Below are 25353 nucleotides of genomic sequence, written 5' to 3'. Positions count from 1 at the left end.
TGCGCAGCGAGGCACATCGATGGTCGCGGTCGTAATGTGCCGGAAATGTTGCCGCTCCCGGGCCGCGACTACAAGGGCTTGATTTACCCGTCAGTAACCCAGCTCACTAGATCAACGTGACGCACCGTGACCTCCGACACCCGTGTGTCCGAAATTTCCGACATTAGGATCTCGCCTGGCGAGTTACCCGTTACCCGGGGTACGCAAGGCCCGGTTTATTGCGGATGGATAACGAAATGAAATGGCGTGGAGGTGACTTAGGTCTCGGCCCCCACCTGCCGATCTGAGAGGCATGACCGCCCGCGAGGACCGCCGCCGATGAGCGTGCAGCGTCGCCTCAACGTGGGCTTCATCGCCCTGCTGATTCTTTTCGTGGTCCTGCTGCTGGTCCAGTTCGGTCTCGGCACCCGGATGCGGTCCCTCCACGACAGCGAGGCCGACCGGGCCGCCCGGGCCGAGATCGCCAACGACCAGGTCCTCCAGCGGATGACCGACGCCGAGACCGGGATCCGCGGTTACCTGCTCACCGGCGAACAGGCGTTCCTCGAGCCGTACGAGAAGGGCTGGACCGCCGCCCTCGCCGCCCTCGACGACCTCGCGCACCACGTCGACGGTGCCGCCGCCCAGCAGTTGCTCGGCCGCGAGCGCGAGGCCGTCCACACCTGGCTCGACGACTACGCCGCCCCGATCGTCGCGGCCCGGTCACCCGGTGCCGACGCCATCCAGGCGGTCCGCGGCAAGGCCATGTTCGACGAGTTCCGGGTGGTCAACGCGGCCCTCGACGCGGCCGTCGACACCGAACGCCGGCGTGTGGCGGCCGCCTCCGCGTCGTCGCGCGCCTCCCTGGACCTGGCCGCGACGATCCTCGTCGTGGCCATCATGATCATCGGGGTGTCGGTGGCCCGGACCGGCCGCCGTGAACTGCTCGTCCCGCTCGCCCGGCTCGGCATGACCATCCGCCGCCTCGCCGAAGGCGACCGCTCGGCCCGCGCCGAACCGGCCGGAGCGGACGAGCTCCGTACCATCGTGGAAGCCCTCAATGATCTCGCCGCGCAGACCGAGACCCTCCTCGCCGCCGAACAGGCCCGCGCCGCCCGGGCCGGTCTCCGGCAGGCCGTCGCCACCGAGATGCAGGAGATGACCGACCCGGCCGCCACCGGGGGTCGCATCGCCGAACTCGTCGGCGCCGCCGTCGGCGCCGAGGCCGTGCACACCGAGACCGTCGTGCCCGGCACCGGCACACTGCACGCCGGCTGGCCGGCCGGCACCCCCGAACTACCCGGCGACCTGACCACCGAGATGCTCGCCGCCCGCCCCGGCCACCTGCGGGTCCGCCCCGACGGCGGCATCTGGCTCGTCATCGGCGGCGACCCCGACTGCCCGCGCGGCTACCTCTACGTCCGCCGGCCCGGCGCGCCCGTCTGGACCGAGGCCGAGCAGCGCCTGCTCAGCGGCGTCGTCCGCGAGATCGAACGCGCCCTTCGCCAGCTCAGCCTCCAGGACAAGCAGGCCCGCCTGATCACCGAGCTACGGATGCTCGACCAGCGCAAGGACGTCTTCATCCAGACCGTCACCCACGAGCTGCGCACCCCGCTGACCAGCATCCTCGGCTACACCGAGATGATCACCGACGAGGACGGCGGCGAACTCACCACCATCCAGCAGCGCGCCCTCAACGCCATCCTGCGCAACGCCCACCGCCTGCACGACACGATCGGTGACCTGATCCTGCTCGACCGGCCCGGCCAGGAGGCCACCGGGCACCCCGACGTCCTCGACCTGGCCGGCCTGGCCATGGTGGTCCGGGGCGAGCTCGCCAACGCGGCCAAGGCCAAGGAACTCACCGTCACCTTCGACGCCGAGGAGGGATGGGTACGGGGTGACCGCACCCAGCTCCAGCGGGCCCTGCGCAAACTCATGGAGAACGCGATCAAGTTCACCCCCGCCGGGGGCAGCGTCGACTGTCACCTGACGGCCGACGCGCGCTCGGTCTCGGTCTCCGTCACCGACACCGGCATCGGCATCCCGGCCGAGGACGTGCCCGGGCTGTTCACCCCGTTCCACCGGGCCGGCAACGCCATGGACCAGGCCGTGCAGGGCCCCGGGCTGGGGCTGGCCATCGTCCGTGACATCGTCCGCGACCACGGCGGCACCATCGCCGTGCAGTCCGTCGTCGGCCGGGGCAGCACGTTCACCGTCACCCTGCCGGCCGCCCCGGCACCGGCCGAACCGCGCTCACCCGCTCGCGTCTGAGCCCGTCCAGGTCGGTGCGGTGGGTGATCAGCAGGACGGTACGGTCCCCGGCCGCCGCCAGCAGATCCCGGGTCAGGGCCGCCGCCGTGGCGTCGTCCAGGTGCTCGGTCGGCTCGTCGAGGATCAGCACCCGCGCATCGGTCAGCAGCAGCCGGGCCAGCGCCAGACGCCGCCGCTGCCCACCGGAGAGCGCCATCCCGTGCTCGCCGACCAGCGTCTCCAGCCCGCCCGGCAGCGTGTCCACCCAGTCCAGCAGCCGGGCCGCGGCCAGCGCGTCACGCAGCTGCGCCACCGTCGCGTCCGGGCGGGCGATCCGCAGGTTGGCACCGATCGTGGTGTCGAACAGGTAGGAGTCCTCCGGCAGATACCCGACCACCCGTCGAACCTCGTCGGCCGGGAGGTCACGCAGGTCGACGCCGTCCATCGTGACCCGGCCCGCCCCCGGATCGAGAAACCGCACCAGCAGCGCGGCGACCGTGCTCTTGCCCGAGCCGCTCGGGCCGGTCAGCGCGACCCGCGCGCCGGGCGGCAGCACGAGGTCGACACCGCTCACCGCCGTCCGCCCCGCGACCCAGCCCGCGGTCACGCCTTCGACCCGCAGTTCCGGCACCGCCGCGCTGCCCCTCCCGGCGACGACTCCCGGCTCCGGGCCCGTCGCGGCAGCCCTTCCTGGAGCGGTGACCCGGGCGGCCGGACCGGTCAGCGGGTCGGGGGCGCTCCAGATCTCGGCGAGGCGGCGCAGCGACGCGCGGGCCGTCGCCCAGTGCTGAGCGGCGGCCGGCAGCGGCCCGGCGATCTCGAACACCGCCAGCGGCGTCAGTGTCACCAGCGCCAGCAGCTCACCGCGCAGAGCACCGGAACGCACCGCGAACGCCCCCGCGACCAGGCCCGCGAGCACGGCCGCCCCGGTGGCGAGAGCGGTGGTCGCGGCGCCCAGCCCCGCGGTCGCGGCCGAACGGCGGGACACGGAGGTCAGCCGGGTGTCGACCTCGGCGAGCCGGTCGAGGCGGTCGCGCGCGGCGCCGTACGCGATCAGGTCGGGCAGACCGTGCAGCAGATCGACGACGCCGGTGTTCAGTTCGGCGCGCAGCGGAGCCAGCCGCCCGTCGGCCCGCCGCGCCGCCGCCCGCTGCATCATCGGCACACCCACGGCCGTCACCAGCAGCGCCACCGCCAGCACCAGCCCGGCCACCGGCACCAGCGCGCCGACCACCAGCACCGACGCCGAGCCGACGACGGCCGCCACCGCGTACGGCAGGACCACCCGGGTGACCAGGTCGAGAACGGCGTCGACGTCGGAGGCGAGCCGCCGGGCCAGGTCCGCACGCCGGAAGTCGGCCAGGCCCGCCGGTGCCAGCCGCTCCAGGCGCTCGAACAGCCGCACCCGCACATCGGCGAGGACCCGGAACGCCGCATCGTGCCCGAACAGCCGTTCCAGATACCGCAGCACGCCCCGGCCGAGTCCGCACGCGCGCACCGCGACGATCGCCACCATCAGGTGCAGAACCGGCGGATGCAGCGCGGCCCGCGAGATCAGCCAGGCCGACACGGCGGTCAGCGCCACGGCGGCCCCGGAGGCGCCCACCCCGGCGATCAGCGCGAGTCCGAGCCGCCCCGCCGCCGGCCGGATCAGCCCGCAAAGGCCGAGCCCGTCCTCCCTGTAGCGGCCGCCGTCCGTTCGCGAGCGGCCGGCGGCCTGAAATGCGGTGGTCATGCCGGTACCAGCTCTCCGGTCAGGCGGATCTCACGGTCGGCGAGCGCGATCAGTTCCGGACGGTGAGCCGCGATGATCACGGTCCGTCCGAGGGCCAGGTGACGGATCGCGTCCATCACTCCGGCCGCGGTGCCGGTGTCGAGATTGGCGGTCGGCTCGTCGAGCAGCACGATCGGCGCATCCCGCAGAAATGCCCGGGCCAGCGCGATCCGTTGCCGCTGCCCGGCCGAGAGCCCGGTCCCGGCGTCCCCGAGCTCGGTGGCGTAGGCCTCCGGCAACGCGGCAACGAACCCGTCCGCCCCGGCCGCCCGCGCCGCCGCCACGACCTCCGGACCCTGGGCATCATCGGTCAGCGCGATGTTCCGGAAGACCGACGCCGCGAACAGGTGCGGCCGCTGCGGGACCCACGCGATCCGTCGGCGCCAGGCCTCCAGGTCAAGATCATGAAGGGGTACGCCGTCCACGCTCACCCGTCCTGACGAGGCGGTCACCCAGCCCAGCAGTACGGCGAGAGCGGTCGATTTCCCGCAGCCGGACGGCCCGGTCAGCGCCACGACCTCACCCGGCCGGATCGTCGCGTCCAGACGCAGTGCCGCTCCGGCGCGCCCCGGGAACCGCACCTCGACGTCCTCGAAGACGATGTCCCCGTCCCGCGGCGCGATCGTCCCCGCCGCCGGCAGTGGTGTCTCCAGGATCGTGAACACCTCCTCGGCCGCGGCCAGCCCTTCCGCGCTCGCGTGATAGTTGGCGCCGACCTCCCGCAACGGCCGGTAGGCCTCCGGCGCCAGGATCAGCACGAGCAGCGCCGTCGACAGTCCGAGGTCACCGTGCACCAGGCGCAGCCCGATGCCGACCGCGACGAGCGCCACCGACAGGGTGGCCAGCAGCTCCAGCACCAGCGACGACAGGAACGCCGTCCGCAGCGTCCGCATGGTGTGCCGCCGCTGGTCGTCGCTGATCCGCCGGATGATCCCGGCCTGTGCCCGGGCCCGCCCGAACAGCTTGAGCGTCGGCAGCCCGGCGACCACGTCGAGGAAGTGGTGCGACAGCCGCGCGAGCAGCCGGAACTGCCGCCGGTTCTGCGCCTCGGTGTGCATCCCCACGAGCGCCATGAACAGCGGGATCAGCGGCAGAGTGACAGCGATCGTGACGGTGGCGATCAGGTCGGCCGGCAGAAGCCGCGCCAGCAGCATCCCCGGCACCAGCACCGCGAGCACCAGCTGCGGCAGATATCGAGCGAAGTAGGCGTCGAGCGCATCCAGCCCGTCACCGGCCAGCGCCGCGATCTCGCCGGCGCCCCGGGCGGTCCCCACCGTTTCTCCGCCGGCCGGGGCCGTCGCCGCCGGTCCGCGGGCGGCGATGTGGGCCAGGAGACGGCCGCGGAGCTGGCTCTTCACCGCGGCCGCGCTCCGGGCCGAGGTCACCTCCTGGAGCCAGGCCACTGCCGCGCGGGCCAGGACGGTCAGCGCGAGCCCGGCGATCGCCGGGACGGCCGCGCCGCCGGGCAGCGTCACCGTGACCGCGGCGACGTCGGCGCCGTCCAGGAACACCGCGGTGATCCCGTCGGCCAGGAGGACAGCCTGCGTGATCAGCAGCGCGGCGTGAACGAGGCCGAGGACGACGGTGGCGGCCAGGTAGGCCCGGGTCGCCCGGGCGTACCCGAGCAGGCGGGGGTCGAGTGGCTTCATCGAGGTCCTTCCGGGAGGAACGGGGGTCTCGCCCGCGGCGACGCGTGCCGGGGGTCAGGTGGGGATGTCGCTGAGCTTGAGGCGCTTGCGGAACACCCAGTAGGTCCAGCCCTGGTACAGCAGGACGATCGGGGTGAACGCCGCGGCCACCCAGGTCATGACGGTCAACGTGTAGGGGGTCGACGACGCGTTGCCGACGGTCAGGCTGTTGGCCGTGTCGATCGTGGACGGCATGACGTTCGGGAACAGCGTCACGAACAGGGCCGCCACCGCCAGCACGATCGTCGCGCCGGTCGCCGCGAACGCCCAGCCCTCACGCCGTGAGCGGGTGAGGAGCACCGCGCCGGTCAGCGACAGGGCGGCCAGGACGGACAGGGCGATACCGAAGCCGTCCAGGTTGGCGATGCCGGTCCAGATCAGGAACGCCGCGGCGATCGGGACGGTGACGAGTGCCAGTCGTGCGGCGAGCCGGCCGGCTTCCGTACGCATCGGGCCGTCGGTCTTCAAAGCGAGGAACACGGCACCGTGCAGGGTGAAGAGCGCGAGTGTCGTCAGCCCGCCGAGCAGCGCATACGGGTTGAGCAGGTTGAAGAATCCGCCTGCGTACTCGTGGTTCGCGTCGAGGGGCACACCGCGCAGGATGTTGGCGAACGCGACACCCCAGAGGATCGCCGGGATCAGGCTGCCCCAGAAGATCGCCAGGTCCCAGCCCCGTTTCCAGGCCGCCGACGAGCGTTTGCCGCGGTACTCGAAGGCGAGCCCGCGCACGATCAACGCGACCAGGATCAGCAGCAACGGCAGGAAGAACCCGGAGAACAGGGTGGCGTACCACTCGGGGAACGCCGCGAACGTGGCGCCGCCGGCGACGAGCACCCAGACCTCGTTGGCGTCCCAGACCGGGCCGATGGTGTTGATGGCGAGACGGCGCGACCGGTCATCGCGGCCGAGGACCGGCAGCAGGATGCCGACGCCGAAGTCGAAGCCTTCGAGCAGGAAGTATCCGGCCCAGAGGACGCCGATCAGAATGAACCAGACGGTGGTGAGTTCCATGACCCCTCAGTAAGCGAACGCGAGCGGTTTGTCGGCGTCGTCGGTTTCCGGGGCGATCTCCGGAGCCCCGGCGGCCGCGTATTTCAGGAAGAGCCCGATCTCGATGACCGCGAGGATCCCGTAGAGAACGGTCAGGACGATCAGTCCGGTGGCCGCCTCGCCGGTGGAGACCGAGGGCGAGCCTGAATCAGCCGTCTTGAACAGGCCGAACACCGTCCACGGCTGCCGGCCCATCTCGGTGAAGATCCATCCGAACGAGTTGGACAGCAGCGGCATCGCCACCGTGGCGACCGCCGCGATCCACAGCCATCGGGACCGCGGGCTGCGCGAACCCCGGGTGAACCACAGTGCCGCCGCCGCGATCACCATGGCCAGCGCCCCGAACCCGATCATCAGCCGGAACGACCAGTAGGTGACCGGCACGTTCGGCACGTAGTCACCTTCGCCGTATTTCGCGGCGTACTCGGCCTGGAGATCGTTGATGCCCTCGACCTCACCGGACGGGTCACCGGTGGCCATGAAGGACAGGAGCGACGGGATCCGTACCGAATAGAGCTCCTCTGATCCGTCGAGGGACCCGACCGTGAAGATCGAGAAGGACGCGGACGAGGTGTTCTCGTAGAGGGCCTCGGCGGCCGCCATCTTCATCGGCTGCTGCTCGGTCATCACCCGCGCCTGCAGGTCACCGGTGATCAGCACGCCAAGCCCGGCGATCAGCACCACCCACGCGCCGAGCCGCAGCGACGGCCGGAACACGTCGTCCTGATTCCCGCGCCGCAGGTGCCAGGCACTGACCGCGAGCAGCAGCGCGCCCGCGGTTAGGAAACAGGCGGTGATCGTGTGCGGGAACGTGACGAGCGTCGTGGAGTTGGTGAGCACCGCCCAGATGCTGGTCAGCTCGGCCCGGCCGTCGCCCATGGTCCAGCCGACCGGGTGCTGCATCCACGAGTTCGCGGCCAGGATGAAGTAGGCCGACATCATCGTGCCGATCGACGCGATCCAGATCGTCGCCAGGTGCACACGCTTGGGCAGCCGGTCCCAGCCGAAGATCCACAGGCCGAGGAACGTGGACTCCAGGAAGAACGCGAGCAGCCCCTCGATGGCGAGCGGCGCACCGAAGATGTCGCCTACGAAGCGTGAGTAGGCCGACCAGTTCATGCCGAACTGGAACTCCTGCACGATGCCGGTCACGACACCGATCGCGAAGTTGATCAGAAAGAGCTTTCCCCAGAACTTCGTGGCCCTCAGGTAATTCTCTTTACCGGTGCGCACCCACGCGGTCTGCAGGCCGGCCACGAGCGCCGACAGCCCGATCGTTATCGGAACGAAGATGAAGTGGTACACGGTGGTTATTCCGAATTGCCACCGCGAAAGATCGAGCGCGTCCACTGGCGTCCTTTCCCCGACGTCGATGCCCACTCTTGACCAGGGACTTCACGCACGATCAGGGCCGAAGGTCCCGATCGATGGGAACAGGAGACAGGTTCCGGAAGGCCCTCGGAGATCGCTGAGAACGGAAACATGAGACGCGTAGCGTGATTTCGTGGATCTGCACACCGTCACCGAAGTCATCAGCCCTGCCCAGCCCGGTCAGTGGCGGCCCGGCGACGCCTGGATGGGTGGGGGGACCGCCCTTCTCGGCGAGCCGCGCCCGCACGTGACCCGGCTCCTGGACCTGGCCGCCGCCGGCTGGCCACCGGTCACCGTCCGTGACGACGGAGTCGAGATCGCGGCCACCTGCACCATCGCCGAGCTCGCCGACAAGCTCGGGCGGCACGGCATCGTGCTGCAGTGCTGCCACGCGTTCCTGGCCTCGTTCAAGATCTGGAACGTGGCCACGGTCGGCGGCAACCTCTGCGCCGCGCTCCCGGCCGGGCCGATGATCTCGCTGGCCGTGGCCCTCGACGGGACGTGTGTGCTGGTCGGGCCGGACGGCGGCGAACGGCGGGTGCCCGCGGCCGACTTCGTGACCGGCGAGGGGACGACCGTGCTGCGCGACGGTGAGTTCCTCCGGGCCGTGCACATCGCCTCAGGTCCGCTGGGGGCTCGTACGGCGTACCGCAGAGGGTCCTTGCATCGTCATGGCCGATCGGCCGTCCTGGTGATCGGCCGGGCCGACCCGGACGGCGCTGTGTCACTGACGGTGACCGCCGCGACCCGCCGGCCGTACGTCTTCCGTTTCCCCTCGCCGCCGTCGGCGGCCGAGGTGGAGGCCGCGCTCGAAACGATTCCGGTTGCCGACCACGTCGACGACGTGCACGGCCGGCCGGTCTGGCGGCGTCACCTGACCCGCCACTACGCGCTCCAGATCAGGGCCGAACTCGTCTCCTGACCAGGTACTTCCGGCTGCACCCGGCGGCCGGCAGGAAGGCAAGACACATGACCATCGAGATCAACGGAACATCGCACGACCGCACCCCACGGCCCGGCCAGTGCCTGCGCACCTACCTGCGCGAGGAGGGGTGCTTCGGGGTCAAGAAGGGCTGCGACGCCGGCGACTGCGGCGCGTGCACCGTGCACGTCGACGGCAAACCGGTGCATTCTTGCGTCTACCCGGCCTTCCGGGCACAGGGGCGCAGCGTGACGACGATCGAGGGCCTCGCCGGCCCTTCGGGCCTGCATCCGGTCCAGCAGGACTTCCTCGACGCACAGGGTTTCCAGTGCGGCTTCTGCACCGCCGGCATGATCATGACGACCGCGGCCCTCACCGACGACCACCGCGCCGACCTGCCGCGATCCCTCAAGGGCAACCTCTGCAGATGTACGGGCTATCGCGCCATCACCGACGCGGTCAACGGCAGGCCGTCGGCCGTATGCCCGGCAAGGGGCTCCGCCGTCGGATCGAACCTCGGCGCCCCCGCCGGGCCACAGGTGGTCACCGGAACCGCCCGCTACACGTTCGACCTCGACGTCCCCGGGATGCTGCACCTCAAGGTGCTGCGCTCCCCGCACGCCCACGCCCGGATCCTGTCGATCGACACGTCCGACACGCTCGCCGTGCCCGGGGTGGAGGCCGTCCTCACCCACAAGGACGCCCCCGACCGGCTGTTCTCCACCGCCCAGCACGAGAACGAGGCCGAGGACCCGTACGACACCCGCGTCCTCGACGAGATCGTCCGCTTCATCGGCCAGCGGGTCGCGGCCGTCGTCGCCACCTCCGAGGCCGCCGCCGAGGAGGGCGTCCGGCGGCTGCGCGTGGAGTACGAGGTGCTGCCCGCGGTGATCGACCCGGAACTCGCGATGGAACCGGGCGCGCCGCTCGTGCACGCCGGCAAGGGGATCGCCGAGGGCATCGTGCGGGTGGACGCCAACGTGGTGGGGGAGTTGCACGCCGGGATCGGTGACGTCGAGGCCGGGTTCGCGTCCGCCGACGCCGTCTACGAGGCGACGTTCCGTACCCCGCGCGTGCAGCACGCCAGCCTGGAGACACACGGCGCGGTCGGGTGGCTCGACGATGACGACCGCCTGGTCATCCGGTCCAGCACGCAGACGCCGTTCCTGACCCGGCGGGCCGTCTCCCGGCTCTTCGGACTGTCCCGCGACCGGGTCCGGGTGGTCGCCGGACGGGTCGGCGGTGGCTTCGGCGGCAAGCAGGAGATGCTGGTCGAGGACCTGGTGGCGATGGCCGTGCTGCGGACCGGCCGGCCCGTCAAATGGGAGTACACCCGGGCCGAGCAGTTCACCGCGGCCACCACCCGGCATCCGTTCGTCATCACCGTGAAAGCCGGGGCCACCCGTGCCGGGGAGATCACCGCGCTGCAACTGAACGTGCTGGTGAACACCGGCGCCTACGGCAACCACGGCCCGTCGGTGATGCACCACGGCTGCCACGAGACCGTCGCCGTCTACAAGTGCGCCAACATCCGGACCGACGCCGTCACCGTCTACACCAACACCGTGCCGGCCGGGGCGTTCCGCGGCTACGGGCTCGGCCAGGTCACCTTCGCCGTCGAACAGGTCGTCGACGAGCTCGCCCGCATGATCGGCATGGACCCGGTCACGTTCCGGGAACTCAACGTGGTCCGTCCCGGTGACGACCTCACCGCCCCCGGCGGGCACGTCCCCGACCTGGGCATCGCCAGTTACGGCCTCGACCAGTGCCTCGACCGGATGCGGGCCGCCGCTGCCACCGTCGACGAGGCCCCGCCCGGCTGGCTCGTCGGTGAGGGCATGGCGATCGCGATGATCGCGGCCGGCCCGCCCGGCGGGCACTTCGCCGACGCGACCGTCACCCTGCTCACCGACGGCCGCTACGAGCTGGCCGTCGGCACCGCCGAATTCGGCAACGGCAGCACCACCGTGCACGCCCAGATCGTCGCCGACGAACTCCGCACCACCCCCGACCGGGTCGTCATCCGCCAGTCCGACACCGACGTGGTCCGCCACGACACCGGCGCCTTCGCCTCCACCGGCGTCGTCGTCGCCGGCCAGGCCGTCCTCCGCGCCGCCCGTGCCCTGCGCGCCCGCATCCTCGCCGCCGCCGAACGCTCACCCTCCGAGATCGGCTGCCTCACCGCCGACAGCGTCGCCGGCATCAGCCTGGCCGGCCTCGCGCCACTGAGCGAGAGCGGACATTTCGACGGTACGCCGCGGTCGGTCGCCTTCAATGCCCAGTGGTTCCGTGTGGCCGTCGACCCGGACACCGGCGAACTGCGCATCCTGCGGTCCGTGCACAGCGCCGATGCCGGCACCGTGATGAACCCGCTCCAGCTCCGTGGCCAGATCGAGGGCGGCGTCGCCCAGGCCCTCGGCGCCACCCTCGCCGAACACGTCGACATCGACGCGTCCGGCCAGGTCACGACCGCCGCATTCCGGCAGTACCACCTGCCCACGTTCGCCGACGTCCCGCAGACCGAGGTCCACTTCGCGCAGACCACCGACACGATCGGGCCGCTCGGCGCCAAGTCGATGAGCGAATCGCCGTACAACCCGGTGTCGCCCGCCCTGGGAAACGCCCTCCGCGACGCCATCGGCGTCCGTCTCACCGACCTGCCCTACACGGCCGACCGCATCTGGCAGGCCATGCAGCCCTGACACCCGCCCGGCCCCGGCGGTCCGCCGCCGGGGCCGGTCTGAGTGGGTGGTGAGGGATCGGTTGCGGTTTGTGGGGAAGGGGCTAGATTGCGGCTAAGGTGATCGATGGACCTGGATGGCTGCCATGTTTGAACAGCTCACGATCGTGACTGATCCGGTGGCGGGATCTGTTGCGCTGTCGGCGATCTTTGCCTCGTTGTCGCTGGTCACGCTGTTTGTTCTGCTTGGCGTGCTGCGGATGCGGGCCTGGCTGGCCGGGCTGATCTCGCTCGGTGTGGCGCTCGTCGTGGCGGTGGTCGTGTATGCGATGCCGGTGGGGCAGGCTCTGCTGTCGGCGACCGAGGGGGCGGCGTTCGGGTTCTTTCCGATTCTGTGGATCGTCATCAATGCCATATGGGTGTACAACTTGACCGTCGTCAGTGGGCACTTCGATGTGCTGCGCCGGTCGATGGAGCGGGTCAGCCCGGACATGCGGGTTCAGGCGATCATCGTGGCGTTCTGTTTCGGGGCGCTGCTGGAGGCGCTCGCCGGATTCGGGACGCCGGTCGCGGTGACCGTGGTGATGCTGATGGCGCTCGGGTTCCGGCCGTTGCAGGCGGCGGCGGTGGCGCTGATCGCGAATACGGCGCCGGTCGCGTTCGGGGCGCTGGCCACGCCGATCGTCACCCTGGGGACGGTCACGTCGGGTGCGGTCGCTGATCCGCGGCTCACCACCGACACACTGGGCGCGATGGTCGGCCGGCAGACTCCGGTGCTCGCGGTGGTCGTACCCCTCGTGCTCGTGGCTGTCGTCGACGGGCGCCGGGGTGTGCGGCAGACCTGGCCGGTCGCTCTCGTCGCGGGGTTGACCTTCGGTGTCGCGCAGTTCGTCGCGTCGAACTTCATCTCGGTGCCGCTGACCGACATCGTCGCCGCCCTGGTCTCGGCGGCCGCTGTCGTTCTGCTGCTGCGGGTGTGGCGGCCGTCCGCCTCGCCCGATCTGCACGCGACCGCCGCCGGGGAGAGCGTGACGCAGGCGGGGATGCGGGGGACCGGCGAGGCGGGGACGCGGGGGACCGGTGAGTCGGGGGCGGAGCCGGCCGGGGTGCGGGAGGGCGGCGGGGTCCGGGTGGGGGCGGGAGCGGTGCGGCGGGATCCGGCCGGGGAGGTGGTGCGCGCTTATGCGCCGTACCTCATCATCATCGCGATCTTCTCCGTCGCGAACCTCGCGCCGGTCCGGAAAGCCCTGGCCGCCGAACCGTGGACGGTGATCTTCGCCTGGCCGGGCCTGGATGTGCTCGGTGCGAACGGCAAGCCGCTGGCCTCGACGAACTTCACGTTCGGGTGGCTTCCGGCGGCCGGCACGCTGATGATCGTCGCCGGGATCCTGACGGCGTTCGTGTTGCGGGTGCGGCCGGGTGCCGCGGTGCGGGCCCACGGCCGGACCTATGTGGAGCTGCGGCACGCGATCGTGACGGTGATGGCGGTGCTGGCGCTGGCGTACGTGCTGAACCAGTCGGGTCAGACGGCGACGCTCGGTGCGTTCTTCGCGCAGGCGGGTGGCCTGTTCGTGTTCCTGTCGTCGATCCTCGGGTGGATCGGCGTGGCGGTGACCGGTTCCGATACGTCGGCGAATGCGCTGTTCGGGGCGTTGCAGGTGCAGACGGCGGTGAACACGGGGCTGGATCCGGTGTTGCTGGCGGCGGCGAACTCCTCGGGTGGGGTGCTCGGCAAGATGATCAGCCCGCAGAACCTGGCGATCGCCGCGTCGGCGGTCGGGATGGCGGGCCGGGAGGGCGACATCTTCCGCCGGGTGGTCGGCTGGAGTCTGGGGTTGCTGCTGGTCATGTGTGTTCTGGTGACGTTGCAGGCGACGCCGGTGCTGGACTGGACGGTGCCGTGACGGCGTAGCGGCCGGGGCTGATGCCGAGGATGCGTTTGAAGTGCCGGTTGAGGTGCGGCTGGTCGTGGAATCCGCTGCCGGTGGCGACGTCGCGTAGCGGTGCGCCGGTGAGGATGAGCCGGCGGGCGACGTCGACGCGGCGGGAGATCAGGTACTGGTGCGGTGCCATGCCGAAGCGGTGCACCCGGGAGACGGCCTGGTGGAGGGCGCGGTCGGTGATGGCGGGCGTGTCGACGCTGGCGCCGACGAGGCGGGCCGGGAGCTGGTCCTGTTCGAGGTAGAGGACGCGTTTGCGGAAGCCGCCGGGGCGTGCCGAGGTGCCGTTGTGGGGGACGTGCGGTGGCAGGACGGTGACCAGGTCGCCGTAGGCGCCGCGCTCGTGGCGGTCCAGGTCGTAGCGGACGGCACCGTCGTCGACCAGGAGCACGGTCCAGGTGTCGTGGGCGTGCATGGGGTAGGCGTGGTCGTCGAAGTGGGCGTGCAGGATCTCGGCCACGCCGGTCAGTGGTGGCCGCCAGGCTTCCAGGCGGTGCACGTCAAAATCGTACAAGACCTGGTGGGAGGCTTGTCGTGACGATGTGACGCATGAGGTTCGATAACAAGATCGCTGTGCTGCTGCGCGATGACCTGGCGCCGTGGCAGCGGCTGAACGTGACGGCTTTCCTGGTGTCCGGCCTGGGGTCGGTGGTGCCGGAGGTGGTCGGTCAACCGTATGTCGACGGCGGGGACGTGGCGTATCTGCCGATGTTCCGGCAGCCGGTGATGGTGTTCGAGGGCGGCAAGGAGCTGCTGTCGGCGGCGCACGCCCGTGGGCTGGGGCGGGTGCGGATGGCGGTGTTCACGTCGGATCTGTTCGCGACGGGGCACGACGCGGCGAACCGGGAGGCGGTGCGCGCGGTCGCGACGGGCGATCTGGATCTGGTGGGGATCGCCGTGTACGGGCCGCGCAACACCGTCGACAAGGTCGTCAAGGGCGCGTCGATGCACCCATGAGGTAGGTGGTGGTCTCCGCCTCCGGTCGCCGTGGTGCGGCCGGGGGCGGTTCGTCGTCGACCGGGTATCCGCAGCGGATCACCAGGTAGGGGTGGCAGGGCTCGCCGACGAGGGTGGCGAGCAGGCCGCGGGGCCAGGGTGCCTCGACGGGTTCGCTCATCGGGGAGCAGGCGAGGCCGCGGACGGTGGCGGTGAGCAGGAGGGCGGAGAGGGCCTCGCCGGCGCGGAACCAGTCGGCGGGGGTGTCGCCGGTGCCGTGCAGGACGAGGTACCGGGCGCCGATGTCGCCGTCGCCGGTGGCGGGGCCGTGCAGGGCGCGCATCGGTACGGGTCGGACGCCGCCGCCCGAGGAGGCACCGGTGGTCCAGTGGGCGACTTCGGCGGTGTGCCCGGGCCGGTGTGCGGCGTCCGAGGCGGCTCGGGCGATGGTGGCCGCGAGCAGGGGGATCTCGTCTCGGCGTACCAGGTGGGTGTGCAGTCCGTGGGTGGCGGCGACGCCGCGCAGTTCGGTGATGATCTCGTCGCTGGGGGTTTGGGCGCCGAAGGGGCGCCGGTCGGTGTGGCGCCGGGTGATGGCGGCGGCGAGGTCGGCGTCGCGCTGTTCGGCGGGGTTGCCGAGGACGAGGCGGGCGAGGGGGTCGTGGCCGCGTTCGACGAGGACGTCCCAGCCGAGGGCGTGGGCGGCGACGGTCGCGTGGTGCAGGGCGGCGCCGCAGCTGAGCAGGGTGAGGTGCTGCTGCGGGTCGACGTGGGGGAGCAGGCGCGCGGGGTCGGGACGGAGTTCGGCGGTGTGCCGGCCGATCCGCCACTGCCAGGGCTGTGTGTTGAGGATCGAGGGGGCGTGCCGGGCCAGGCGCGCCGCGTGGGCGAGGACTGCCGTCCGGGAGGTCATGGTCCTCAGCGTGGTCCCGGTGGGGCCATGTGGGGCAGGGCCGGAGGTCCCGAACCGTGCCTCCCGTTGATTAGTCGCTGTGGCCAACAAATACGATGATCCGCGCTCGTTACGGAACGTGCTAGCTGAACGCCTCTTCAGGGCAGTTCGTCGCCTCCTCGGTCACGGGGAGTGTTACGCAGCCGTTACGAACCCCCTCGTGAAACTCTCTCGTAAGAGTCGTATGTTGTCCGCAGCAACAAATCGAAAGCTTCGGAGGCCCGGCAGCGGGCCCGATAGAAAGGAGACGTCGAGGTGTCCAAGAACTTCCGGGTCCTCGCGTCCGTCGCTCTGGCCGCTACCCTGGCCGCGACCTCCGCTTGCAGCAGCACCCGCGACAGCGAGGAGTCGGGCTCCGGCTCCTCCACCTCGAACCTGATCGGCATCGCGATGCCGACCCGGAGCCTCGAGCGCTGGAACAACGACGGTGCGCACCTCGACGACCTGCTGAAGAAGGCCGGTTACACGACCTCGCTGCAGTTCGCCGACAACAAGGTCGACCAGCAGATCACCCAGCTCGAGAACATGATCAACCAGAACCCGAAGGTTCTGGTCGTGGCCTCGATCGACGGCACCGCGCTCGGCCCGGTGCTGGACAAGGCGGCCAAGGCGAACGTCAAGGTCATCGCCTACGACCGGCTGATCAACGGCAGCCCGAACGTGGACTACTACGCCACCTTCGACAACTACCTGGTCGGCAAGCTCCAGGGTCAGTTCATCGAGGAGAAGCTGGGCCTCAAGGACGGCAAGGGCCCGTTCAACCTCGAGCCCTTCGCCGGCTCGTCGGACGACAACAACGCCAAGTTCTTCTTCAACGGCGCGTGGGACGTCCTCAAGCCGTACGTCGAGAGCGGCAAGCTGGTCATCCAGTCCGGCAAGAAGATCGCCGGCGAGGAGGACTGGAAGACCGTCTCCATCACCGGCTGGAAGTCCGAGACCGCGCAGGCCGAGATGGACAACCGCCTGAACTCGTTCTACACCGGCGGCAAGAAGGTCGACGTCGTCCTGTCCCCGAACGACTCGCTGGCGCTGGGCATCGAGCAGTCGCTGGAGTCCAAGGGCTACAAGCCGGGCGTCGACTGGCCGATCATCACCGGTCAGGACGCTGACCTGGCGAACACCAAGAACATCCTCGCCGACAAGCAGTCGATGACGGTCTGGAAGGACACCCGGACCCTGGGCGACCAGGTCGCCAAGATGATCGACGGCATCGTCAAGGGCGGCACCGTCGAGACCAACGACACCAAGACCTACAACAACGGTGTCAAGGTCGTCCCGGCGTACCTGCTCCCGCCGGTCGTCGTCGTCAAGGACGACGTCAAGACCAAGCTCGTCGACTCGGGCTTCTACACCGCCGACAAGCTCGGCCTGTAGGTAGCAACTCCGGCCGGGCCCACCTTCTGCGGGCCCGGCCGGTCCCGGCCGGACTCTGGTTTCGTCTCACCTAGAGCAAGCGAGTTGTGCGATGGACAACGACACGACCCCGATCCTGGAGATGCGGGGGATCACCAAGACCTTCCCGGGCGTCAAGGCGCTCTCGGACGTCACGCTGAGCGTGGCCCGCGGGGAGGTCCACGCCATTTGCGGTGAGAACGGTGCGGGCAAGTCGACCCTGATGAAGGTGCTCAGTGGTGTCTACGGGCACGGCACCTATGAGGGCGACATCGTCTTCGAGGGCGAGACCTGCAAGTTCAGGACGACCCGTGACTCCGAGGAGCGCGGCATCGTCATCATCCACCAGGAGCTCGCGCTCAGCCCGTACCTGTCCATCGCGGAGAACATCTTCCTGGGCAACGAGCGGGCCAGGGGCGGCGTCATCAACTGGGCGCAGACCAACCGGCAGGCTGCCGACCTGCTGAAACGGATCGGCCTGGACGAGCAGCCGGACACCAAGATCATGGACATCGGTGTCGGCAAGCAGCAGCTCGTCGAGATCGCCAAGGCCCTGTCCAAGCGGGTCAAGCTGCTCATCCTCGACGAGCCCACCGCGGCACTGAACGACGAGGACAGCGCTCACCTGCTGGAGCTGCTGCGTCAGCTCAAGGCCGAGGGCATCACGTCCATCATCATCTCGCACAAGCTCAACGAGATCGCCGCGATCGCCGACAGCACGACGATCATCCGTGACGGGCAGAGCATCGAGACTCTCGACATGCACGGCGCCGAGCCGGTCTCCGAGGACCGCATCATCCGCTCGATGGTCGGCCGTGACCTGGAGAACCGCTACCCCGACCACGTGTCGACGGTCGGCGAGGAGATCCTGCGGATCGAGAACTGGACCGTGCACCACCCCAACGACCCGAGCCGGGTCGTCGTCGACGACGCGTCGCTGAGCGTGCGCGCCGGCGAGATCGTCGGGATCGCCGGGCTGATGGGCGCCGGCCGTACCGAGCTGGCGATGAGCGTGTTCGGGCACAGCTACGGCACCGGGATCTCCGGCCGGCTGTTCCTGCACGGCAGGCCGGTGTCGATCACGAACGTGGCCGCGGCCATCGAGCACGGCATCGCGTACGCGACCGAGGACCGCAAGCACTACGGCCTCAACCTGATCGAGGACATCAAGCGCAACACCACCGCGGCGCGGCTGAAGAAGATCTCCCGCCTCGGTGTCGTGAACTCCGCCAAGGAGGTCACCATCTCCGAGCAGTTCCGCAAGGACATGCGCACCAAGACGCCCAGCGTCGACGTGCAGGTCGGCAAGCTGTCCGGCGGCAACCAGCAGAAGGTCGTGCTGAGCCGGTGGCTGTTCGCCGAGCCGGAGGTGCTGATCCTCGACGAGCCGACGCGGGGCATCGACGTCGGCGCCAAGTACGAGATCTACGAGATCATCAACCGGCTCGCCGACTCCGGCAAGGCCGTCATCGTGATCTCTTCCGAGCTGCCCGAGCTGCTCGGCATCTGCGACCGGATCTACGCGATGAGCCAGGGGCGCATCACCGGTCAGCTGCCCCGTGCGGAGGCCTCCCAGGAGAGCCTCATGCGTTACATGACCCAGGAGAAGAGCGGAGCAACACGGTGAGCGCGTCCACCACCCTTCCGGCGCCGGCGGCCTCGCCCGGCTCCGGGAAGAAGAAGACCGAGGGCGGCTCGCTCGCCGCCTACCTCGGCGGCAACCTGAAGCAGTACGTGATGGTCGCGGCCCTCGTCGTGATCACGCTGTACTTCCAGTTCGCGACCGACGGCCTGATGCTGCTGCCGAACAACGTCGTGTCGCTGATCCAGCAGAACGCGTACGTGTTCGTCCTGACCATCGGCATGGTCATGATCATCGTGGCCGGTCACATCGACCTGTCGGTCGGTTCGGTGGTCGCGTTCGTCGGCGGCATCACCGCGCTGATGATCATGGAGTGGGACATCGCCTGGCCGCTCGCGGTCGCGCTGTCGATCATCCTCGGCGGCATCGTCGGCGCGTGGCAGGGCTTCTGGGTCGCCTACGTCGGCATCCCGGCGTTCATCGTCACGCTCGGCGGCATGCTGCTGTTCCGTGGTCTGGCGATCTACTTCGTCGGCACCACCGTCGGCGGTCTGCCCACCGACTTCAACGCCCTCGCCAACGGGGCGCTGCCGAACTCGCTCGGGTTCATCGGCAACCTCGACTCGGTGACCGTGCTGATCGGTGCGATCGCCGCGGCCGGCCTGGTGATCAGCCAGGTCCGCACCCGCCGTGAGCTGGTCCGCAACGACCTGCGCACCGAGCCGTTCGCCGCGTTCATCGGCAAGATCGTCGTGTCGGTCGCCGCCGTCGGCTACCTCACCTGGCTGCTCGGCAACAGCGCCAGCGGCATGCCGATCGTGCTGATCATCGTCGCGTTCCTGGTGCTGCTCTACTCGTTCGTCATGAACAACACGATTTTCGGCCGGCACATCTACGCGATGGGCGGCAACCTGCCCGCCGCGATGCTGTCCGGCGTGAAGACCAAGCGGGTCAACTTCCTGCTGTTCGTCAACATGGGCCTGCTCGCCGGTGTCGCCGCGGTCATCACCACCGCCCGCGCCGGGTCGGCGGTCGCCGCCGCCGGGCAGAACTACGAACTCGACGCCATCGCCGCCGCCTTCATCGGCGGAACCGCGGTCAACGGCGGTGTCGGCAAGGTCACCGGCGCCATCATCGGCGCGCTCATCATGGGCGTACTCAACATGGGCCTGTCCATCATGAGCGTCGTGCCCGAGTGGCAGATGGTCATCAAGGGCCTGGTCCTGATCGCCGCCGTCGCGTTCGACATCCTGAACAAGCGGCGCGGCAAGTAGTCCTTCCGGGGGGAAGGAACAGCGCCGTCCGGCACCAGGCCGGGCGGCGCTGTTTACATTTCCGAGGCACCATGGACCGGCCACGATCTACTGAGGAGACCTTGATGACGAGCATCCCCGACGACCTGATCGACCTGCTGGAGCGGCCGCTCTTCGCGGACCTCGCGACGATCCGGGAGGACGGTACGCCGCAGGTCAACCCGATGTGGTATGCGTGGGACGGTGAGTTCCTCAAGTTCACGCACACGAACTACCGCAAGAAGTTCAAGAACATCACGGCCAACCCGGCGGTCGCCATCTCGATCATCGACCAGGACAACCCGTACCGGTATGTCGAGATCCGTGGTGTCGTCGACCACATCGACCCCGACCCGACCGGCGCGTTCTTCGTCGAGCTGGCCAAGCGCTACGACGCCCCGTTCGGCACGGCCGTGCCCAAGGACGCCGCCGACCGCGTGATCATCTACGTGCGGCCGACGTTCGCCGGCGGGCACTGAGCCGGGCGGTCATCGAGCTGGGCCGCCGCCCCGACCGGGTTGATCGCCCACCCCAACGGGTCGCGTTCACCGTCGCCGCCGTCCTGCGCGAGGAGGACCGCCGCGGGCGCTGCACCACCACGGGTTCCGGTCCGGCGACCGGAACCCGGAGCGGCCACTGCTGCTGCCCGACAGCGGCGGCGGGGGAGGGCGGCGCTTCGACGTGGCGCACTGGGTGTGGCCGCTGCCGCCGGCGGGGCCGCTGACCTTCTTCGTCGCCTGGCTCGGCTACCGCATCGACGAGTCCGGCACCGAGATCGACGCCACGGTGCTGCACGAGGCGGCCGCACGGGCGATCATCCTGGAGTGACGCCACGACGGTGCAGCGCTCCTCCCCGAAGGCTGCCGCCGGCCGACGGGATCGATGCCGCGGTGCTGCGGTTCTCCTCGAACGCTGCCGCCGGCCGGCGGGACCGGTGTCACGGTGCTGCGCGAGGCTGCGGTGCCTCTCGGGCCGACGCCTCGGACGGCGGATCGAGGCAGGAGGTTTCCCGGAGCGACGCCTCGCCCCGGCGGCCGCGTTGCGGCCTTGCGCCGTCGCCACGTCGCGGTGACCTCACGGTTCGTCGTGGGTTGCGGTTGGTGACGGCTCCGGGCGTACGACCAAACGGTGTTGATCTTATGATGACGCGATGTCGTCGCCGGGAATCGTGCTGGACCAGGAGTTATTGACCGCCGCTGTCGAGGCGGCCGGCTTCATGCCGGCCGACGAGGGGCGCGCGCTCGCCGAGGCCGCGCTCGCCGCACCCGACGGTCCGATCCTGGAGGTCGGCAGCTACCTGGGCAAATCGACGCTGTACCTCGCCGCTGCGGCCCGGGCCCGGGGCGGGAAGGTCGTGACCGTCGACCACCACCGGGGCTCCGAGGAGCACCAGGTGGGATGGGAGTACCACGATCCGGGACTCGTCGACCCGCACCTCGGCAAGATCGACACGCTGCCCGGTTTCCGGCGGGCGATCGCCGCGGCCGGCGCCGAGGACGTCGTCGTGGCCGTCGTCGCCCGGGCCGAGGAGTTCGCGGCGCTGTGGGCGGCACCGCTGGCGTTCCTGTTCCTGGACGGCAGCCACACCGACGAGTCCGCGCAGCGTGACCTGGCGTCCTGGACGCCGCACCTGGCGGCCGGAGGGGTCCTCGCCATCCACGACGTGTTCCCCGACCCGGCCGACGGTGGGCAGGCGCCCTACCGGATCTACCGCAAGGCGCTCGAATCCGGCGACTACGTGGAGCTCACCGGCTGCGGTTCGCTGCGACTTCTTCGGCGATCCCCGGCGTCCTGAAGATCCCCGACCGTGGGTGCGCCGCATGCAGGGCGTCGACGGCCAGCACCACCGCCGCCGCCGTCCACGTGGTCCGCTCCACCGGCCAGCGCACCCCGTCGGTGAGCACCAGCCCCGTCCAGTAGGAGCCGTCCTCCTCCCGCAGGTGCTGCATCGCCGCGACCAGCTCGGTCGCGGCGTCCCGGTCACCGAGCGCGTCCAGCGCCAGCGCCAGCTCGCACGTCTCCGCACCGGTCACCCACGGCCGGTCGGAGACGCAGCGGGCACCACGGCCCGGCACCACGAACTCGTCCCACCGGTCCCGTAGCCGCTGCTTCGCCGCTTCACCGCGAAGCGCGCCGCCGAGCACCGGGTAGTACCAGTCCATCGAGAACCGGTCCTTGTCGGCGAACGCCGCCGGATGCTTGCCGATCGCCTGCTTTCGGATGGCGTTCGCCAGCAGGTCGGCGGCCAGATCCCAGTCCGGCTGCGGCTCACCCACCCGGTCGGCGATCGCCACACCACAGCGCAGCGCCTGATGAATGCTCGACGACCCGGTCAGCAGCGCCACCTCGTCACCGGCCGCCCACCAGATCTCCCCACCCGGCGCCTGACAGCCGGTCACGAAATCCAGCGCCCCGCGGATCGCCGGCCACATCCGGACCAGGAAGTCCTCGTCGCCGGTGCACAGGAAATGATGCCAGCAGCCGACCGCCAGATAGGCGGCGTGATTGGTCTCGGCCGTCGGGTCGGCGACCACCCCGTTCTCGTAGCGTGACGCCCAGCTGCCGTCGGCGCGCTGAGTACGCCGCAGCCAGTCGTAGGCGGCCTCCGCCCGCCCCGGCTCGCCGCCCACGTCCAGCGCCATAGCCGCCTCGACGTGATCCCACGGGTCGAGCTGGCCGTCGGCGTACCAGGGGATCGCCCCGGAATCCTCCTGCCCGGCAGCGATGCTGGCGACCGTGGCCCGGATGTCGTCGGCGCTCAGCACGCCCGGCAGATCAGGCACCGACACCCACGGTCACCTCCTCCTTTTTCAGATAGATCGCCACACTCTTGCCGATCAGCGGATTCAATGCCTGCTCCAGCACCCGGGTCAGCACCGGCTTGTCGGTGATGTCCCAGACCAACATCTTGTGGTACGCCTTCGTCAGGCCGGCGTCACCGATGGCGCATTTCAGCCACCAGTACGGGCTGTGCAGCGCATGCGCGAAGTCGTTGCCGGTGACCGTCAGGCCCGCCGCACGCAGCCGGTCGGACAGCTCGTCCTCCTTGTAGATGCGCACGTGCCCACCCTCGTTGGCGTGGTACTCGTCGGACAGCGCCCAGCACACCCGCTCCGACAGCCAGCGCGGCACCGTCACCGTCGCCAGCCCGCCCGGCTTCAGGACCCGGGTCATCTCCCGGATCGCCGTCACGTCGTCCGGGATGTGCTCCAGCACCTCCGACGCGATGATCCGGTCGAAGCTGGCATCCGGGAACGGCAGCGACAACAGGTCACCCTGAACCGTCGTGAAACTGGCCGTCGCCGGAACCTCCCCGGCCAGCTTCATCGCCACACACCAGGACGCGGTCGTGGCCAGGTCCTTGGCGCTCAGGTCCAGGGCGACGACGTCAGCGCCCCGCCGGTACGCCTCGAAGGTGTGCCGGCCCTCGCCGCAACCCAGATCGAGAACCCGCATCCCCGGCCGAACATCCAGCCGGTCGTAGTCGACGGTCAACAATGTGTCCCTACCTGCCCTTTCCATCCGGTCACCCCGTTGTGGGGTCTTGTCTCGCGCTTCCCGGCTTTCCTGCCGGTGCCCGTTCCTTCTCGTCGTCCGGTACGACCCCGTCCTCCGGTACGGCCGTCGCCGGCTGTGCCCTCCGGCTGTGCCCTCCGGCTGTGCCCTCCGGCTGTGCCCTCCGGCTGTGCCCTCCGGCTGTGCCCTCCGGCTGTGCCCTCCGGCTGTGCCCTCCGGCAGTGCCCTTCGGTCGTGCTTTGGGGCCGTGCCTTTTTCGGTCGTTCCCTGCGGTTGTGCTTTCGGTTGTGCCCTCCGGCCTTGGCTTTCGTCTTGCGCGTGCCGGGCGGTGCCTCCGGTTGTCCGCTCTGGCCGTGCTTCTCCGGCGTGCGCTTCCCGCAAGGGCGTCAGCGGTACCCTCCGGAGCGGTACCCTCCGGAGCGGTACCCTCCGGTGGCGTTATCTGATGCGGGACTCGCGTGTTCCGGCCTCCACCGGCCGGGCTGCGGGCGCGCTGCCGGCGCGGGGCTTGCGACGAGTGCGGTGCGCGGCGATGGCCTCGGCATACCACTCGGCGGTGCGGATGGCGGTCCGCCGCCACGTGAAATGCTCGACCGCCCGGCGGCGACCCTCGGCACCCAGCCGGCGGCGCAGCGCCTCGTCGTCGAGCAGCCGCCCGATCGCCGCCGACAGCGCACCGGGATCACCCGGCGGCACATGCAGCGAGGCCAGCCCATCCGGCCCGGCCACCTCGGGCAGCGCCCCCGCCGTCGTCACGACCAGGGGAACTCCACACGCCATCGCCTCCACGGCCGGCAGCGAGAAACCCTCATACCGCGACGGCACCGCCGCGACCGTCGCCGACCGGAACAGATCAGCCAACTCCCCGTCGGAGATCCCCGACACGAACCGCACCGCATCGTCCAGCCCCAGCCGGGTGATCGCCCGCGCCGCAGCCCCGTCCGGCCGCGCCGAACCCACCACGACCAGCTCGACATCGTGATCGGCGCGCAGCTTCGCCACCGCCTCGATCAGCTCCGGCAGCCCCTTCAGCGGAACATCCGCACTGGCCACCGCGACGACCCGTCCCCCGGAGGCCGGCGCGCTGCGCCAGACCGCCTCGGGTTCCGCCGCCACGCCGCCGTCGGTTCCCTCGATCGTCGCTACCGTGGCGCCGGGTTCGCTGATGGTCGCTGTTGTGGCGCCGGGTTCGCTGATGGTCGCTGTCGTGGCGCCGGGTTCGCTGATGGTCGCTGTCGTGGCGCCGGGTTCGCTGATCGTTGCGGTCGTGGCAGCGGCGTGGCCGACGGTCGCCGTCGTGCTTCCGGAATTTTTGTCTGCCTTCGGGCTGAACGTGTCGACGTCGACGCCGACCCCGATGACCCGCAGGCGTTCGGCCCGCACGCCGAACGCCTCGACGATCTCGTCCCGCGCCGCCTGCGACACCGTCGTCAGCCACGGCAGTTGCCGCGCCACCCGCCCCTGCATACGCGTAAACGCATACCAGCGGCGCAACGACATCCGCCGTTTCCAGTCCGGTGCCGCCGCGAGTTCCAGGTCCCGGTCAACGGTGATCGGATGGTGAATCGTCGCCACCAGAGGCGTATCCGACCAGTTCAGAGGCAACAGCCCGTACCCGAGGCACTGATTGTCGTGCACCACGTCGAACTCGCTGAGCCGCTCCCGCAGATGCCGCCAAGCCCGCAACGAGAACGTCAAAGGCTCCGGAAACGCCCCCGTGCACATGGCGGTCCACTCGAGCACATCGATCCCGCTCTGAAACTCCGACCACGTGGGCGTCCGAAACGGATCCGGCTCCCGATAGAGGTCGAGGCTCGGCAGTACCGTCAGTTCCACCCCGTCATCGAGCTCCGGAAGAGGCGGCCCGGAGAACACCTCCACCCGATGCCCCAGCCGGACGAGTTCCCGCGACAGGTGCCGGACATAGATCCCCTGCCCCCCGCTGTGCGGTTTGCTTCGATATGACAGCAGGGCGATGCGAAGAGGCGCGGAGATCACCAGATGACCCTAAGAGTCAGGAACCAGA

The 25353-nt window shown here is 70.2% G+C and carries 20 protein-coding genes; 11 read left to right on the top strand and 9 right to left on the bottom strand.

Annotated elements, in window-relative coordinates; translation table 11 throughout:
• Window positions 1-318 precede the first annotated feature (318 nt).
• A complete protein-coding gene (locus tag ACFO0C_RS47920) occupies window positions 319-2253 on the top strand; it encodes an ATP-binding protein (protein ID WP_378073582.1) in 1935 nt (644 codons plus the stop codon).
• Here the strand turns inward: ACFO0C_RS47920 and cydC are convergent.
• From cydC to ACFO0C_RS47900, 4 genes are read right to left on the bottom strand one after another with little or no spacing between them, the layout of a single operon-like run.
• The gene (cydC, locus tag ACFO0C_RS47915) at window positions 2198-3967 is read right to left on the bottom strand and encodes a thiol reductant ABC exporter subunit CydC (RefSeq protein WP_378073581.1); all 1770 of its coding nucleotides are present in this window, start codon (window positions 3965-3967) and stop codon (window positions 2198-2200) included. The genes ACFO0C_RS47920 and cydC overlap by 56 nt on opposite strands.
• Entirely contained in the window at window positions 3964-5655 is a 1692-nt protein-coding gene (cydD, locus tag ACFO0C_RS47910) for a thiol reductant ABC exporter subunit CydD (RefSeq protein ID WP_378073580.1), read from the bottom strand. Before cydD ends, cydC begins: the two co-directional genes overlap by 4 nt.
• Before the next feature lie 54 nt (window positions 5656-5709).
• A complete protein-coding gene (gene cydB, locus ACFO0C_RS47905) occupies window positions 5710-6705 on the bottom strand; it encodes a cytochrome d ubiquinol oxidase subunit II (protein WP_378073579.1) in 996 nt (331 codons plus the stop codon).
• Window positions 6706-6711: 6 nt separating this feature from the next.
• Window positions 6712-8094, bottom strand: a complete 1383-nt coding sequence (locus tag ACFO0C_RS47900) for a cytochrome ubiquinol oxidase subunit I (protein ID WP_378073578.1) — start codon at window positions 8092-8094, stop codon at window positions 6712-6714.
• Between the two features lie 154 nt (window positions 8095-8248).
• On the opposite strand from ACFO0C_RS47900, the gene ACFO0C_RS47895 reads away from it, so the two are divergent.
• From ACFO0C_RS47895 to ACFO0C_RS47885, 3 genes are all read left to right on the top strand, one after another.
• Window positions 8249-9037, top strand: a complete 789-nt coding sequence (locus ACFO0C_RS47895) for an FAD binding domain-containing protein (RefSeq protein ID WP_378073577.1) — start codon at window positions 8249-8251, stop codon at window positions 9035-9037.
• Between the two features lie 47 nt (window positions 9038-9084).
• Complete coding sequence (locus tag ACFO0C_RS47890; RefSeq protein ID WP_378073576.1) at window positions 9085-11739, top strand: molybdopterin-dependent oxidoreductase; 2655 nt, start codon at window positions 9085-9087, stop codon at window positions 11737-11739.
• 115 nt (window positions 11740-11854) lie between these two features.
• Window positions 11855-13621 (top strand): L-lactate permease, encoded by a 1767-nt coding sequence (locus tag ACFO0C_RS47885; protein WP_378073575.1) that lies wholly within the window; start codon window positions 11855-11857, stop codon window positions 13619-13621.
• On the opposite strand, the gene ACFO0C_RS47880 is transcribed toward ACFO0C_RS47885, so the two are convergent.
• Window positions 13563-14156 carry an AraC family transcriptional regulator gene (locus ACFO0C_RS47880; RefSeq protein ID WP_378073574.1) on the bottom strand — a complete coding sequence of 198 codons (594 nt, stop codon included), beginning with the start codon at window positions 14154-14156 and terminating at the stop codon, window positions 13563-13565. The genes ACFO0C_RS47885 and ACFO0C_RS47880 overlap by 59 nt on opposite strands.
• A gap of 50 nt (window positions 14157-14206) precedes the next feature.
• Between ACFO0C_RS47880 and ACFO0C_RS47875 the strand changes: the two genes are divergently transcribed.
• Window positions 14207-14614 (top strand): DUF2000 family protein, encoded by a 408-nt coding sequence (locus ACFO0C_RS47875; RefSeq protein WP_378073573.1) that lies wholly within the window; start codon window positions 14207-14209, stop codon window positions 14612-14614.
• Here ACFO0C_RS47875 and ACFO0C_RS47870 read toward each other — a convergent pair.
• Window positions 14589-15506, bottom strand: a complete 918-nt coding sequence (locus ACFO0C_RS47870) for an Acg family FMN-binding oxidoreductase (RefSeq protein ID WP_378073572.1) — start codon at window positions 15504-15506, stop codon at window positions 14589-14591. The two genes, ACFO0C_RS47875 and ACFO0C_RS47870, sit on opposite strands and share 26 nt — an antisense overlap.
• A 294-nt stretch (window positions 15507-15800) precedes the next feature.
• On the opposite strand from ACFO0C_RS47870, the gene chvE reads away from it, so the two are divergent.
• The 6 genes from chvE to ACFO0C_RS47840 all read left to right on the top strand — a co-directional run bounded on the left by chvE (window position 15801) and on the right by ACFO0C_RS47840 (window position 21606).
• Window positions 15801-16919, top strand: coding sequence for a multiple monosaccharide ABC transporter substrate-binding protein (gene chvE / locus ACFO0C_RS47865; protein ID WP_378073571.1), 1119 nt, complete (start codon window positions 15801-15803; stop codon window positions 16917-16919).
• Between the two features lie 91 nt (window positions 16920-17010).
• A complete protein-coding gene (gene mmsA, locus ACFO0C_RS47860) occupies window positions 17011-18564 on the top strand; it encodes a multiple monosaccharide ABC transporter ATP-binding protein (RefSeq protein WP_378073570.1) in 1554 nt (517 codons plus the stop codon).
• Entirely contained in the window at window positions 18561-19793 is a 1233-nt protein-coding gene (gene mmsB / locus ACFO0C_RS47855) for a multiple monosaccharide ABC transporter permease (protein WP_378073569.1), read from the top strand. The genes mmsA and mmsB overlap by 4 nt, the downstream gene beginning before the upstream one ends.
• A gap of 104 nt (window positions 19794-19897) precedes the next feature.
• Entirely contained in the window at window positions 19898-20290 is a 393-nt protein-coding gene (locus ACFO0C_RS47850; protein ID WP_378073568.1) for a PPOX class F420-dependent oxidoreductase, read from the top strand.
• A gap of 202 nt (window positions 20291-20492) precedes the next feature.
• Window positions 20493-20639 (top strand): hypothetical protein, encoded by a 147-nt coding sequence (locus ACFO0C_RS47845; protein ID WP_378073567.1) that lies wholly within the window; start codon window positions 20493-20495, stop codon window positions 20637-20639.
• A gap of 322 nt (window positions 20640-20961) precedes the next feature.
• Complete coding sequence (locus tag ACFO0C_RS47840) at window positions 20962-21606, top strand: class I SAM-dependent methyltransferase (protein ID WP_378073566.1); 645 nt, start codon at window positions 20962-20964, stop codon at window positions 21604-21606.
• Here ACFO0C_RS47840 and ACFO0C_RS47835 read toward each other — a convergent pair.
• From ACFO0C_RS47835 to ACFO0C_RS47825, 3 genes are all read right to left on the bottom strand, one after another.
• Window positions 21557-22600 (bottom strand): prenyltransferase, encoded by a 1044-nt coding sequence (locus ACFO0C_RS47835; RefSeq protein WP_378073565.1) that lies wholly within the window; start codon window positions 22598-22600, stop codon window positions 21557-21559. The two genes, ACFO0C_RS47840 and ACFO0C_RS47835, sit on opposite strands and share 50 nt — an antisense overlap.
• Window positions 22587-23306: a class I SAM-dependent methyltransferase gene (locus tag ACFO0C_RS47830; protein WP_378073564.1), complete on the bottom strand. Its 720-nt coding sequence runs from the start codon at window positions 23304-23306 to the stop codon at window positions 22587-22589. The genes ACFO0C_RS47835 and ACFO0C_RS47830 overlap by 14 nt, the downstream gene beginning before the upstream one ends.
• 459 nt (window positions 23307-23765) lie before the next feature.
• Window positions 23766-25325 (bottom strand): glycosyltransferase, encoded by a 1560-nt coding sequence (locus ACFO0C_RS47825; protein ID WP_378073563.1) that lies wholly within the window; start codon window positions 25323-25325, stop codon window positions 23766-23768.
• Between the last annotated feature and the right edge of the window lie 28 nt (window positions 25326-25353).

The sequence above is a fragment of the Actinoplanes subglobosus genome, from assembly GCF_042650585.1.
GTDB lineage: Bacteria > Actinomycetota > Actinomycetes > Mycobacteriales > Micromonosporaceae > Actinoplanes > Actinoplanes subglobosus.
This window is presented reverse-complemented; position numbering and strand designations above follow the sequence as displayed.

Bases quoted from the DNA above. Each gene is read 5' to 3' on its own strand.
- ACFO0C_RS47920 (WP_378073582.1), top strand. From the start codon at position 319: ATGAGCGTGCAGCGTCGCCTCAACGTGGGCTTCATCGCCCTGCTGATT.
- cydC (WP_378073581.1), bottom strand. From the start codon at position 3,967: ATGACCACCGCATTTCAGGCCGCCGGCCGCTCGCGAACGGACGGCGGC.
- cydD (WP_378073580.1), bottom strand. From the start codon at position 5,655: ATGAAGCCACTCGACCCCCGCCTGCTCGGGTACGCCCGGGCGACCCGG.
- cydB (WP_378073579.1), bottom strand. From the start codon at position 6,705: ATGGAACTCACCACCGTCTGGTTCATTCTGATCGGCGTCCTCTGGGCC.
- ACFO0C_RS47890 (WP_378073576.1), top strand. From the start codon at position 9,085: ATGACCATCGAGATCAACGGAACATCGCACGACCGCACCCCACGGCCC.
- ACFO0C_RS47885 (WP_378073575.1), top strand. From the start codon at position 11,855: ATGGCTGCCATGTTTGAACAGCTCACGATCGTGACTGATCCGGTGGCG.
- ACFO0C_RS47875 (WP_378073573.1), top strand. From the start codon at position 14,207: ATGAGGTTCGATAACAAGATCGCTGTGCTGCTGCGCGATGACCTGGCG.
- ACFO0C_RS47870 (WP_378073572.1), bottom strand. From the start codon at position 15,506: ATGACCTCCCGGACGGCAGTCCTCGCCCACGCGGCGCGCCTGGCCCGG.
- mmsA (WP_378073570.1), top strand. From the start codon at position 17,011: ATGGACAACGACACGACCCCGATCCTGGAGATGCGGGGGATCACCAAG.
- ACFO0C_RS47850 (WP_378073568.1), top strand. From the start codon at position 19,898: ATGACGAGCATCCCCGACGACCTGATCGACCTGCTGGAGCGGCCGCTC.
- ACFO0C_RS47840 (WP_378073566.1), top strand. From the start codon at position 20,962: ATGTCGTCGCCGGGAATCGTGCTGGACCAGGAGTTATTGACCGCCGCT.